Annotated in this window: 12 protein-coding genes and 1 pseudogene; 5 read left to right on the forward strand and 8 right to left on the reverse strand. The window is 61.8% G+C overall.

Features of this window, described 5'->3' with window-relative positions; translation table 11 throughout:
- The first annotated feature begins 70 nt into the window (after window positions 1-70).
- Window positions 71-964, forward strand: a complete 894-nt coding sequence (locus tag GV819_RS18880) for a DMT family transporter (RefSeq protein ID WP_161757564.1) — start codon at window positions 71-73, stop codon at window positions 962-964.
- A 101-nt stretch (window positions 965-1,065) separates the two neighbouring features.
- On the opposite strand, the gene GV819_RS18885 is transcribed toward GV819_RS18880, so the two are convergent.
- From GV819_RS18885 to cysK, 4 genes are all read right to left on the reverse strand, one after another.
- Window positions 1,066-1,443: a type 1 fimbrial protein gene (locus tag GV819_RS18885; RefSeq protein WP_161757565.1), complete on the reverse strand. Its 378-nt coding sequence runs from the start codon at window positions 1,441-1,443 to the stop codon at window positions 1,066-1,068.
- Window positions 1,444-1,787: 344 nt separating this feature from the next.
- Window positions 1,788-2,651 (reverse strand): DMT family transporter, encoded by an 864-nt coding sequence (locus tag GV819_RS18890; RefSeq protein WP_161757566.1) that lies wholly within the window; start codon window positions 2,649-2,651, stop codon window positions 1,788-1,790.
- Between the two features lie 352 nt (window positions 2,652-3,003).
- Window positions 3,004-3,942 (reverse strand): aspartyl/asparaginyl beta-hydroxylase domain-containing protein, encoded by a 939-nt coding sequence (locus GV819_RS18895; protein WP_161757567.1) that lies wholly within the window; start codon window positions 3,940-3,942, stop codon window positions 3,004-3,006.
- 221 nt (window positions 3,943-4,163) lie between these two features.
- The gene (gene cysK / locus GV819_RS18900) at window positions 4,164-5,138 is read right to left on the reverse strand and encodes a cysteine synthase A (protein ID WP_161757568.1); all 975 of its coding nucleotides are present in this window, start codon (window positions 5,136-5,138) and stop codon (window positions 4,164-4,166) included.
- A 96-nt stretch (window positions 5,139-5,234) separates the two neighbouring features.
- Between cysK and GV819_RS18905 the strand changes: the two are divergent.
- The 3 genes and pseudogenes from GV819_RS18905 to GV819_RS18915 form a co-directional block, all read left to right on the forward strand.
- Window positions 5,235-5,601 (forward strand): annotated as a pseudogene (locus GV819_RS18905) (DUF748 domain-containing protein); the annotation flags it as partial.
- A gap of 142 nt (window positions 5,602-5,743) precedes the next feature.
- The gene (locus tag GV819_RS18910) at window positions 5,744-6,589 is read left to right on the forward strand and encodes an AAA family ATPase (protein ID WP_161757569.1); all 846 of its coding nucleotides are present in this window, start codon (window positions 5,744-5,746) and stop codon (window positions 6,587-6,589) included.
- Window positions 6,590-6,601: 12 nt separating this feature from the next.
- Window positions 6,602-7,780, forward strand: a complete 1,179-nt coding sequence (locus GV819_RS18915; RefSeq protein ID WP_161757570.1) for a vWA domain-containing protein — start codon at window positions 6,602-6,604, stop codon at window positions 7,778-7,780.
- Between the two features lie 70 nt (window positions 7,781-7,850).
- Here the strand turns inward: GV819_RS18915 and GV819_RS18920 are convergent, their stop codons facing one another.
- The 4 genes from GV819_RS18920 to GV819_RS18935 form a co-directional block, all read right to left on the reverse strand.
- Complete coding sequence (locus GV819_RS18920) at window positions 7,851-8,768, reverse strand: biotin-dependent carboxyltransferase family protein (protein WP_161757571.1); 918 nt, start codon at window positions 8,766-8,768, stop codon at window positions 7,851-7,853.
- Window positions 8,765-9,469, reverse strand: a complete 705-nt coding sequence (pxpB, locus tag GV819_RS18925) for a 5-oxoprolinase subunit PxpB (protein ID WP_161757572.1) — start codon at window positions 9,467-9,469, stop codon at window positions 8,765-8,767. Before pxpB ends, GV819_RS18920 begins: the two co-directional genes overlap by 4 nt.
- On the reverse strand, window positions 9,466-10,218 hold the full coding sequence (locus tag GV819_RS18930) for a 5-oxoprolinase subunit PxpA (RefSeq protein WP_161757573.1): 753 nt from the start codon (window positions 10,216-10,218) through the stop codon (window positions 9,466-9,468). Before GV819_RS18930 ends, pxpB begins: the two co-directional genes overlap by 4 nt.
- A gap of 71 nt (window positions 10,219-10,289) precedes the next feature.
- Complete coding sequence (locus GV819_RS18935; RefSeq protein WP_368668916.1) at window positions 10,290-11,573, reverse strand: MFS transporter; 1,284 nt, start codon at window positions 11,571-11,573, stop codon at window positions 10,290-10,292.
- 138 nt (window positions 11,574-11,711) lie between these two features.
- Between GV819_RS18935 and GV819_RS18940 the strand changes: the two genes are divergently transcribed.
- Window positions 11,712-12,632, forward strand: coding sequence for a LysR family transcriptional regulator (locus tag GV819_RS18940; RefSeq protein WP_161757575.1), 921 nt, complete (start codon window positions 11,712-11,714; stop codon window positions 12,630-12,632).
- The last annotated feature ends 200 nt before the right edge of the window (window positions 12,633-12,832 follow it).

Below are 12,832 nucleotides of genomic sequence, written 5' to 3' on the forward strand. Positions count from 1 at the left end.
CGGCAATAGCATTTGCCACATTCACCCGTGCTGGGCAAGATTCGCGCCCTTCCCCCCTGAGGATCCTTCCGTGAGACTTGTCGATCTCCTGCGCCTGCTGTCATTGGCCGCCATCTGGGGCGCGAGCTTTCTGTTCATGCGCATCATTGCCCCGGTGCTGGGTACAGTGCCCACGGCATTTTTCCGGGTGTCGATTGCCGCCACCGGGCTGCTGGTGATGCTGGTATTGATGCGCGTGAGCTGGAACTTTCATGGCAAGTTCAAGACCGTACTGCTACTGGGGGTGATCAACTCAGGCATTCCGGCCACCATGTACTCGGTGGCGGCCCAAGTGCTGCCTGCCGGCTACTCGGCAATCTTCAACGCCACCACGCCATTGATGGGGGTATTGATCGGCGGGCTGTTCTTCCATGAACGCCTGAGCCCGAGCAAGATCGCCGGAGTCTGCCTGGGGCTGTTCGGCGTCGGCATCCTCACTCGCGCGGGCCCCGTGGCCTTTGATCATGATCTGCTGCTGGGCGCCCTGTCCTGCCTGATGGCCACCACCTGCTACGGCTTTGCCGGGTTCCTCGCCCGGCGCTGGCTGGATCAGGCCGGCGGCCTGGACAGTCGCCTGTCCGCCCTGGGCAGCATGCTGGGGGCAACCCTGTTGCTGTTGCCCTTGTTCGCCTACAACGCCATCAGCCAGCCACCGGCCAGTTGGGGGGGCTGGAGCGTGTGGCTGTCGTTGCTGGGATTGGGCCTGGGCTGCACAGCGTTTGCCTATGTGCTGTATTTCCGTCTGCTCAGCGCCATCGGGCCGGTGCGTTCGATGACCGTGACCTTCATGATTCCGCCATTCGGCGTGCTGTGGGGGGCCTTGTTGCTGGATGAACCGCTGTCCATGGCGCACCTGTATGGCGGTGCGCTGATTGCCGTCGCCCTGTGGCTGGTGCTGCGGCCAACGGCGAAAACAGCGGCCTGATCACCCCGCGGCGTCGAACTCAGTCGCCAGCGATGCAGCCCTGCATGAACTCCGCGCCCAAGGAGCATGCGCTGACTCGAGGCTACATGCAGGCAACGGACTCAGGGAACGCTCAGGGTGATCAGGTAGGTACCAGAGGTCACGGTCTTCCCGGCCTGGTCGACAAACGCATAGTGCTGGTCGTAATAGCGACCCTGGGGACCGCTGTCGGCCAGGAGTTTGACCTTGACGGCGGAACGATCCAGCCCGCTGACACTGGCCACCGGGCCGACGCGTTTCACATCGATCGTTCCCCCGCGAGAGCCCTGAGGACACTTGCGCAAATTCAAGCCGGTGCTGGCGGCGCTAGAGTCGCAGTTGCCTTCTACAATGCTGCCGGTAAAACGGATGATGCCGTGTCCCACGGGAGTAGCGGCAAAGCAGCTGCTCGATATTCCCAAGAGCAACCCGAAAGCTGTTGAAGCGAACACTACGTTCATCCTGACTCTCCTTTGTATAAGGACTATGTCGTCAGTCTAGGTACCGGCTTTAATTTTTAAGAATTACCTGATGGACCATTTCGGAATACCCACAGAAAAGTCCAATCGGCTGGTTATCAAAAACACCTTGAGGGCTCACTTCAGTCACTCTTTTGTGCTCAAGCTCAAGGGCATGAAAGCGCCATTCATTCAGCGGCCGGGTCTCTTTTCGACGATGATGCCATATGGCCACCATTGGTACTCATAGTCGACCATTCGCACCTTCAATGCAATCAATAATCGACCAGGCATTGCACCTGGTCGGTGTTGCCAGCAGCGACCTGGAGGGCCGCCGCTCTAGCCGATCAAGCGCTCTTACGGAACACGAACACCAGCCCGACAATGATCAGGCCCATGCCGATCAGGCTCAGCAGCGCCAGCCGATTACCGAAAAAGGCGTAGTCCATCAGCGCCGTCACCGCCGGCACCAGGTAGAACAGGCTGGTGACATTCACCAGGTTGCCCTGGGCAATCAGCCGGTACAGCAACAACGTGGCCAGCACCGATACCACCAGCCCCATCCACAGCACCGGAATCACCAAGCCGGCACTGTGCTCGAAATGAAACGGCTGGAACGGGACGAACAGCGCACACAGCATCAGCCCCGCCAGGTATTGCACCGGCAGGGTGCCCAGTGGATTGTCGGTGATGCGCTTCTGCATGATCGAGCCGGCGGTCATGCTCACCAGCGCCAGCAGGCCGCAGAGCATGCCGGAGATGGAGATTCCCGCCAGGCCGATACCCTGGTAGACCACCATGATCAGCCCGGCAAGCCCCAGGCTCAGGCCGAACACACGGCTCCAGGAACGCTGGCGCTCCATCAGTACCACCGTGAGGATCGGCTGCACGCCCATGATGGTGGCCATGACGCCAGGGGTGACTTTCAGGTCCAGGGCCAGGAGGTAGAAGATCTGATAGGCCCCCAGCAGCACCAATCCCGTGGCCACGGCAAAACCCATGGCCCGGCGGCCCTTGGGCAGCCTGAGCTTGAGCAAGGGCATCAGCAGCACCAGCCCGATCAGGGCGATGACAAAGCGCAACAGCAAAAAGGCAAAGGGCGAAGCGTGGGCCAGACCCCATTTGGAGAAGATCGCGCCACTGCTCCAGAGCAGAACGAACAGGCTCGTGGAAGCCGCCGCCAGCGCGGATTTTTTGGAAATGAGCAACATGAAGACCACCTGTAGTCAGGCAACAAGCCAATTCAGCCAAGGCTGAAGTTCAGTAGTGTTTTTTCAGGCGGGCACAGGCAACAGCAACGGTTGCTGATCAGCCCGAGAAGCCAACGCCTGGCGGTGATACGACTGCGTACACCGGCGTGCTACTGAGAGGTGGGGGGTACTGACCGATCTGCGCAGGCTGCTGATTCCCGCACGGCACGACGCCAGCGTTGAACGCTGAAACCATTGCCGCGTTGAGAGGGGAACCTGTCATGTGCTGATCTTTAGCGAGGAGAGAAAAACGCTGATTCAGGGCAATCACCGAGCGCCGAATATAACCAGCGCCCGATACCCACTGCAAGATTTATCCGAACAGCCACTTCCACAAAACCACCAGCACCACCACCGCCAGGACCGGGCGCAGGATGCGGTACAACTTGGGATTGCGGCGCTTCCACTGCTTGACCACGCCACTGAAGCTGTCGCTGAAGCGCTTGCTCCAGGCGTAGGCCTGGTTGATCCCGCCGACGCGCTCGTCATCCAGGTTCTGCGGCGCCGTGGCGCGGCCCAGTTGGGCGCTGACCCAGCGGTTGATGCGGGTCATCAGGCGACTGCTCAGCGGTCGCTCGATATCGCAGAAAAGGATTACCCGGGTGGTCTCGGTTTCGTTCTTCACCCAGTGCACGTAGGTTTCATCGAACATCACGTCTTCACCGTCGCGCCAGGCGTATTCCTCGCCGTCGACAAAGATCCGGCAGTTGTCGGAATTGGGGGTCGACAGGCCCAGGTGATAACGCAGGGAGCCGGCAAAGGGATCGCGGTGCGGGTTCAGGTGGCTGCCACCGGGCAGCAAGGCAAACATCGCGCCCTTGACGTTGGGAATCGCGCTGACCAGCTCGACGGTCTTCGGGCACAGGGCCTCGGCCGACGGCAGCGGCTTGTCGTACCACTTGAGGTAAAAGCGCTTCCAGCCCTTCTTGAAGAACGAACCAAAACCGGCGTCGTTGTTCTTCTCGGCCGCGCGGATGTACCCCTCGTCGAACAGGTGCATGGCCTCATCGCGGATCACTTCCCAGTTGTCCCGCAGCACGTCCAGTTCAGGAAACTTGCTGCGGTCCAGGTAAGGCTTGGAGGGCACCCCGGAAAACAGATACATCAACGCGTTATAGGGAGCGAACAGCGCCGAATGGTTGACGAACTGGCGCAGTACCGGCAGACGCGCCTTACCGCGCAGATGCACGTACAGGATGCTGCCGACGAACAGCGACAACACCGCGAACTTGGCGGCAAAGGAAAAGCTCATGCAACAACTCCTTGGAAATAGGCACCTGTGGGGAGTGCTCACCCGACCTGGCAGCCGGCAATGATAAACACTCCTGGGCCCTGGAAAAACCCGCACAACCCAACATTCAGCATTAACGGCCGTGCAATAAAGGCGTTAAGTAGCATAAGCCGCAGAAAGATCGACTGATGTGGATCAGCCATTCGCCGCCAAGCCGGCTAAGGCGAATGGCCATCCTTTCCTTACTGCTGGTTTTCCTGCTCGGTGAACAGATCGCTGAACAACATGCTCGACAGGTAGCGCTCACCGGAATCCGGCAGGATCACCACGATGGTCTTGCCCTGCATCTCCGGGGTTTCCGCCAAGCGCACTGCCACCGCCATTGCCGCGCCACAGGAAATCCCGCAGAGGATGCCCTCTTCCTGCATCAACCGCAGGGCCATGGACTTGGACTCCTCATCGGTCACCAACTCAACCCGGTCGACCATTTCCAGGTCCAGGTTGTTGGGCACGAAACCCGCGCCGATGCCCTGGATTTTGTGGGGGCTGGGCTTGATTTCTTCGCCGGCGAGCTTCTGGGTGATCACCGGTGAAGTGCTGGGCTCCACCGCCACCGACAGGATCGGCTTGCCCTGGGTCTTCTTGATGTAGCGCGACACGCCGCTGATAGTGCCGCCGGTGCCAACCCCAGCCACCAGCACGTCCACCGCGCCGTCGGTATCGTTCCAGATTTCCGGGCCAGTGGTCTTTTCATGGATCGCCGGGTTGGCCGGGTTATCGAACTGCTGCGGCATGAAGTACTGGGCAGGGTCGCTGGCGAGAATCTCCGCGGCCTTTTCAATCGCGCCCTTCATGCCCTTGGCCGGCTCGGTCAGCACCAGCTCGGCACCGAGGGCCTTGAGCACCTTGCGCCGCTCGATGCTCATGGACGCCGGCATGGTCAGCATCAGCTTGTAGCCACGGGCCGCAGCGACGAACGCCAGGCCAATCCCGGTGTTGCCCGAGGTGGGCTCGACAATGGTCATGCCCGGCTTGAGCCGACCCGTGCTTTCAGCGTCCCAGATCATGCTCGCGCCGATCCGGCATTTCACCGAATAGCCCGGGTTGCGACCTTCGATCTTGGCCAGGATGGTCACCCCGCGCGGGGCGATGCGGTTGATCTGCACCAACGGTGTGTTTCCGATGGAATGGGCATTGTCAGCAAAAATCCGGCTCATGGCTGGGTCCTTATGCAGCAGTGAAGAAGTCCTCAAGGGTATGCCTGGCGCCCATGAGCGTCCAGTCGCACCGAACCTCGCTGACGACACGCAGTCAGTGCCTATGGCAAGTTCGACTTCCATGCCGGCCAGCGCAATGTGGTGATCGAGGCCCGGGCCGAAAAGGGCCAGTTGCACAGCTACATCAAGCCGCTGCTGGGGGATGTGCAAGTCTTCAACGGGCAGCAGGACGTGGAGATCCGCAACCAGAGCATTTTCCGTTCGGTGTGGGAGCCCAGGGTAGGGGCCGGCGAACCTTGCTGAAGAACCCGGCAAGAACCAGTTCGCTACCCGGGTCGAACTCAATGGCAACCTTCACCGGCAAGATAGCAGCGCGTTCTCTGCGCTTTTGCAGATTTTGCGCAATGGATTCATCCAGGCCTTCAATCCCGGATATGAGCAACCCAAGCCTTCGACTGACTGAGTCACCCCGTGACGCCTCATTCAGAGACTGAATGGGGCGTCTACGTTCACAGTCGACCGGGCGCCGCGTTATAGTCGGCCATCGCGTTTATTCATTCGACCTGCCCCGGGCAGCTCGCCGTCACCGTTTCGAGGAATTGCAGATGAAGTTCGAAGGCACCAGCGCATACGTCGCCACTGATGACCTGAAGCTGGCAGTCAATGCCGCCATCACCCTGGAGCGGCCACTGCTGGTCAAGGGCGAACCCGGCACCGGCAAGACCATGCTCGCCGAGCAACTGGCCGAGTCCTTCGGGGTCAAGCTGATCACCTGGCACATCAAGTCCACCACCAAGGCCCACCAGGGGCTCTACGAGTACGACGCGGTCAGCCGCCTACGGGACTCGCAGCTGGGCGTGGACAAGGTCCACGACATCCGCAACTACCTGAAGAAGGGCAAGCTGTGGGAGGCCTTCGAGTCCGAGGAGCGGGTGATCCTGCTGATCGACGAGATCGACAAGGCCGACATCGAGTTCCCCAACGACTTGCTGCAGGAACTCGACAAGATGGAGTTCTACGTCTACGAGATCGACGAGACCATCAAGGCCAAGCAGCGGCCGATCATCATCATTACCTCCAACAACGAGAAAGAGCTGCCGGACGCTTTCCTGCGCCGCTGCTTCTTCCACTACATCGCCTTTCCCGACCGCACCACCCTGCAGAAGATCGTCGACGTGCACTACCCGGACATCAAGAAGGACCTGGTCAGCGAAGCCCTGGACGTGTTCTTCGATGTGCGCAAGGTGCCGGGCCTGAAGAAGAAGCCCTCGACCTCGGAACTGGTGGACTGGCTCAAGCTGCTGATGGCCGACAACATCGGCGAAGCGGTGCTGCGCGAGCGCGATCCGACCAAGGCCATCCCGCCCCTGGCCGGTGCCCTGGTGAAGAACGAGCAGGACGTACAGCTGCTCGAACGCCTGGCATTCATGAGCCGTCGCGGCAGTCGTTAAGAGGCTGATGCCATGTTGCTCAACCTGTTCAATGAAATGCGCGCGGCCAAGGTGCCGGTCTCGGTGCGCGAGCTGCTGGACCTGATCAACGCGCTCAAGCAACGCGTGACCTTCGCCGACATGGACGAGTTCTACTACCTCGCCCGGGCGATCCTGGTGAAGGACGAACGGCATTTCGACAAGTTCGACCGGGCCTTCGGTGCCTACTTCAATGGCCTGGAAAAACTCGACGATCACCTGCAGGCGCTGATCCCCGAGGATTGGCTGCGCAAGGAGTTCGAACGCTCCCTGAGCGATGAAGAGCGGGCGCAGATCCAGTCCCTGGGTGGCCTGGACAAACTCATCGAAGAGTTCAAGAAACGCCTCGAAGAACAGAAGGAACGCCACGCCGGCGGCAACAAGTGGATCGGCACCGGCGGCACCAGCCCCTTTGGCTCCGGCGGCTTCAACCCGGAAGGCATCCGCGTGGGTGACGCCGGCAAGCGCCAGGGCAAGGCGGTGAAGGTCTGGGACCAGCGCGAGTACAAGAACCTCGACGACTCGGTGGAACTGGGCACCCGCAACATCAAGGTGGCCCTGCGTCGCCTGCGCAAGTTTGCCCGCCAGGGCGCGGCCGAAGAACTGGACATCGACGGCACCATCGACCACACCGCCCGGGATGCCGGGCTGTTGAACATCCAGATGCGCCCGGAACGGCGTAACAGCATCAAGCTGCTGTTGCTGTTCGACATCGGCGGCTCGATGGATGCCCACGTGAAGATCTGCGAGGAACTGTTCTCAGCCTGCAAGACCGAGTTCAAGCACCTGGAGTACTACTACTTCCACAACTTCATCTATGAGTCGGTGTGGAAGAACAACATGCGCCGCGGCTCGGAGCGCACCTCGACCCAGGATCTGCTGAACAAGTACGGCGCCGACTACAAGGTGATCTTCGTCGGTGACGCGGCCATGGCGCCCTATGAAATCACCCAGGCCGGTGGCAGCGTCGAACACTGGAATGAAGAAGCCGGTTACCTGTGGATGCAGCGCTTCATGGCGAAGTACAAGAAGCTCATCTGGATCAACCCCTATCCGAAGGACACCTGGGGCTACACCGCCTCGACCAACATTGTCCGCGACCTGGTCGAGGACCAGATGTACCCCCTGACCCTGCGTGGCCTGGAAGAAGGCATGCGATTCCTCTCCAAGTAAGCGCGTTCGCCAGCAAGCTGGCTCCTACGCAACCCTGTAGGAGCCGGCTTGCCGGCGAAGCCCTTGTCCCTCACCCAAAACGCCGCAAGAACGCCACCTGCTGCCGATGGGCCGTCTCCTGCACCACCGGCGCCAATCGCACTTCATTGCCCGGCAGGCACTGCGCCAGCCGCGCCAGGGACAACGGCGTCAACGCCCCCAACCGTGGATAACCGCCAATGGTCTGGCGGTCATTGAGCAGGATGATCGGCTGGCCGTCCGGCGGCACCTGGATCGCCCCTAGAGGAATGCCCTCGGAAATCATCGGTCGGCCCTGGTACTGCAAGGGCGGCCCGAGCAAGCGTGCGCCCATGCGATCGGCCCGACTGTCCAGAGTCCAGCTGCTATTGAACGCATCGAACAAACTCAAACCGCTGAACTGGCCAATCTGCGCCCCCAGGATCACCTCCAGCGGTGCAGCGGATTGCCATTCCGTCAACTGGGCAGGCCCCAGGCTCCTGAGTGCGCCACCGGTTCCCGAGTAGCCCAGCACCCCGCCCTCGCTCAGCGCCCGGCCATGACCATCAGGCCCGCCCAGGGCCTCGCGCAGTACGCTGGCGCAACTGCCCAGCACCTTGGGCGCATCGAAACCGCCTGGCGCCGCCAGATAGGCCCGGGCGCCGAAGAACGGCTGGGTGAAGCGCAACCGCTGGCCCTTTTGCAGGATGAAACTGCGCCCCGGGGTCAAAGGCCGCTCATCCACATACGCCCCCAGATCAGCCCCTGCCAGGGCCAGCAGGCAATAGTCCTCGGCCAGCAGGGTGAAACCGCCCAGGGTGATTTCCACCACTGCGGCATCCAGGGCATTACCCAGCAGCCAGTTGGCCCAGGACATCGAAACCCAGTCCAATGCTCCACCCTGGGTCACCCCCAAGTGGCGCACGCCAAAACGCCCAGCGTCCTGCAGCAGGCACAAGGGCGTGCTGGCCTCGATCAACAGACGGCTCATGCCGACACCTCCAGCGGCGTATCATCGCCGCCCAGGCGAATGAACTCGGCATGCTCCACCGGCGCAAAACGCACGCGGTCCCCCGGCTGCATCAGGCTGTAACCGTCACGCTCACGGTCGAAGAGTTTGCTCGGGGTGCGCCCGATCAGGTTCCAGCCTCCAGGAGACACCACCGGGTAGGCCGCCGTCTGGCGCTCGGCAATGCCGACGCTGCCGGCTGCCACGCGCTTGCGCGGGGTGTTCAGCCGAGGCGTTGCCAACAGTTCTTCCACCAACCCCATGAAGGCGAACCCAGGAGCAAACCCCAGGGCGAATACCTGATACTCACGCTGGCTGTGGTGCTGGATCACCTCGGCCACCGACAAGCCGCTGCGCCGGGACAGCAGTGCCAGTTCCGGACCGACACTGGGGTCGTACCACACTGGCAATACATGCTCACGCCCGGCCTGGGCACTGCCGGGTGCCAGGCCGCTCAAGGCTGCGTCGATCCGTTCCCGAGCCTCGGCCGGGCCCAGGCCCTGCAAGTCGTAATGCACCATCAAGGTGGTGTAGGACGGCACCAGATCGATCAACTGCGGCCCAAACGCCTGGCGCAGGCGCTCACCGGCAGCCAGCATCCAGGGCATGTTCTCTTCGGCGATTGCCTCGAACAAACGCACCATCAAACAATCGATGGCCACCACTTCAACCTGCGGTTTCATAGGCTCGACTGCGCGTTCAAGGCCTCGCGAATCCGCTGCACCGCCGCTACCGAACTGGCGTTGTCGCCATGCACGCACAGGGTGTCGGCACGCAGCAACAAGGCGCTGCCGTCACTGGCTGTCAAGGTCTCGCCACGGGCAATGGTCAGGGCCTGGCCAATGATCGTCGCCGAGTCGTGGTGCACCGATCCCGGCAACTGTCGCGACACCAGATGCCCGGCGCTGTCGTAGGCACGGTCGGCAAAGGCCTCGAACCACAGGGTCACGCCGAACTCATCGCCGAGCGCCTGGGCGGCGCTGTTGTCGCGGGTGGCCATGAGCATCAGTGGCAACTGCGGATCGTAGGCCGCCACCGCCTGGATCACTGCGCGCAACTGGGACGGCTTGGCCATCATGTCGTTGTACATCGCACCGTGGGGTTTGACGTAGCTGACGCGCGCGCCCTGGGCCCGGCAGATGCCGTCCAGCGCGCCGATCTGATAGTGCATCAGGTCCTGGATTTCCTCGGGCGAGTAGCTCATGGAGCGGCGGCCAAAGCCTGCCAGGTCCTGATACGCCGGGTGAGCACCGATGCGCACGCCATTGGCCAGGGCCAGGGCCACGGTCTTGCGCATGATGCCCGGGTCGCCAGCATGGAAACCGCAGGCGATGTTGGCGCAGTCGATAAAAGGCATGACCTCGACATCCAGGCCCAGGGTCCAGTTGCCAAAGCTTTCGCCGATGTCGCAATTCAATAGCAGGCGGCTCACGGTCAGTGCTCCTGTGGTTTTTATAAGGTTCAGCTACGGGGCAGTCAGTGGATTGCCACGCAGATTATCAGTTAGCGGGCCTCAAGTTCCTTGCCGCGGGTTTCCGGCAGGCTCAAGGCCGCCAGCACCACCACGCCGTAGGACACCGCGGCAAACGCGCCAATGGCCACGCTCAGGGCCACGTGCTGGCTGAGCAGGCCGATCAGCAGCGGGAACAACGCCGCTAGCGCCCGACCGCTGTTGTAGCAGAAACCTTGGCCGGAACCGCGAATCCGCGTGGGGAACAATTCGGTGAGGAAAGCGCCCATGCCACTGAAGATGCCCGAAGCGAAAAAACCCAGGGGAAAACCCAGCCAGAGCATCACCGCGTTGCTTACCGGCAACTGGGTGTAGAGCAAGACGATGGTGAAAGAGCCGGCGGCGAACAGCACGAAGTTCTTCTTGCGCCCGAGAATATCGGTCAGGTAGGCGCTGATCACATAACCCACGTAAGAACCGGCAATCACCATGGCCAGATAGCCGCCAGTACTGAGCACGCTCAGGCCGCGCTCGGTCTTGAGAAACGTTGGCAGCCAGAAGGTGATGGCGTAGTAACCGCCCTGAGCACCTGCCGCCAGCAATGAAGCCCGCAGGGTGGTACTGAGAATGCCCGGGGCGAAGATCTCGTAGAAACGCGCCGGGTTGCTCGGCAGCTCACGCGCCCTGGTTTGTCGATAGACCTCGGGGTCCTTGACCAGGCGGCGGACGAAGATCACGAAAATCGCCGGCAGGATGCCCAGCAGGAATAGCCCGCGCCAGGCATCTTCCGGCGGCAACAGGGAAAACAGCAGCGCATAGAGGATCGCCGTCAGGCCCCAACCCAGGGCCCAGCCGGATTGCACCATGCCCACCGCCTTGCCACGGTTCTTGGCGCGGATCACTTCGCCGATCAGCACCGCGCCGGCAGTCCACTCGCCACCGAAACCAAACCCCATCAAGGTCCTGGCGATCAGCAATTGTTCGTAGTTCTGCGCCAGCCCGCAGAGAAAGGTGAAGACCGCGAACCACAGCACGGTCAGTTGCAGGGTGCGCACCCGGCCGATGCGGTCGGAAAGAATCCCGGCAATCCAGCCACCCAGGGCCGAGGCCAGCAAGGTACTGGTGTGGATCAGCCCGGCTTCGGCGGAGCTGATGCCCCAGAGCGCGATCAGCGTCGGGATGACGAAGCTGAGCATCTGGGTGTCCATGCCATCCAGGCCATAACCGATCTTGCAGCTCCAGAACGTCCGTCGCTCCTGCTGGTTGATGTCCCGGTACCAGTCAAACGGACCGGCGCGACGCGGGGCTTTGTCGACCGGTGTTTCAGACGCACTCATGGCGATCTCCAGGGTAGTTTTATTGGTGTTGTTCTGGGCCCCGACGACGCCTATCGTGGGTTGGCGCATTCTTCGATGCTGGCGCCGACCCCGTCCAACTAATAAAAACCGCCCCAACGCATAAGAAAAGTTGATTCCATGAATCTCAAGTTTCTCGAAACCTTTGTCTGGGTGGCGCGGCTGAAGAGCTTCAGCCTCACCGCGGAAAAACTCTTCACCACCCAGGCGGCGATCTCCAGCCGGATCGCCGTGCTGGAAGGCGAGTTGGGGGTGAAGCTGTTCCTGCGCGATTCCCGCGGCGTCAGCCTGACCCCGGAAGGGCTCAAGGTGCTGGAGCATGCCGAACAGATGCTCGACACCCTGCAGGTACTGAAACAGTCGATCGAGGCACCGTCGAGCAAGGTCGGGCGGATTCGCATCGGGGTCATGGACACGGTGATCCACACCTGGCTCAGCCCCTTGGTGGCCGAAATGATGGACCACTACCCGCAAGTGGAGATCGAGCTGGTGGCCGATACGTCGCTGAACCTGTGCGACCAGCTGCAAAAAGGCTTTCTCGACCTGGTGCTGCAAACCGACCTGCTGCGCCAGGAAAGTATCCGCAGCTTGGAACTGGCCAGCCACCCGGTGGCCTGGATCGCCGCCAGCACTTCGATCTACAACCGCGACTACGCCAATCTCGCCGAGCTGGCCCGGGAGCGGATCGTCACCCATTCGAAAAACTCCCTGCCCCACCAGCAAGTGTTGAGCCTGCTACAAGCCAACGGCGTGCTGGCGCCACGGCTCAATTGCGTCAACTCGGTGTCGGCCATCACCCGCCTGCTGCGGGACGGTTTCGGCATCGGTGCCTTGCCGCCGGTGCTGGTGAGGGAGGAACTGGCCCGGGGCGAACTGACCCTCCTGGCCATCGACCAGCGCCCGCCGAACCTGCAAGTGGTGGTGACATGGCGGGTGGGCGTGGAGTTGGTGGAAGACATTGTGCAACTGTGCCAGCGCGTAGTGCAGCGCTATGGGCAGAAGGTCGGCGAGGATTACCTTGTGCTGATCGCCCCCCAGTAAAAACCGCCATCCCCCTTTGTAGGAGCTGGCTTGCCAGCGAAAGCGATCTTCAGCCAGGCGCAAGGCTTGCGGACCCCTTCGCCGGCAAGCCGGCTCCTACACAGAGAACCAACTCGATACGACTCCCGTAGGAGCTGGCTTGCCAGCGAAGGCGATCTTCAGCCAGGCGCAAGCCACGCGGGCCCCTTCGCCGGCAAGCC

Source organism: Pseudomonas sp. Fl5BN2, from assembly GCF_009908205.1.
Classification (GTDB): Bacteria; Pseudomonadota; Gammaproteobacteria; order Pseudomonadales; family Pseudomonadaceae; genus Aquipseudomonas.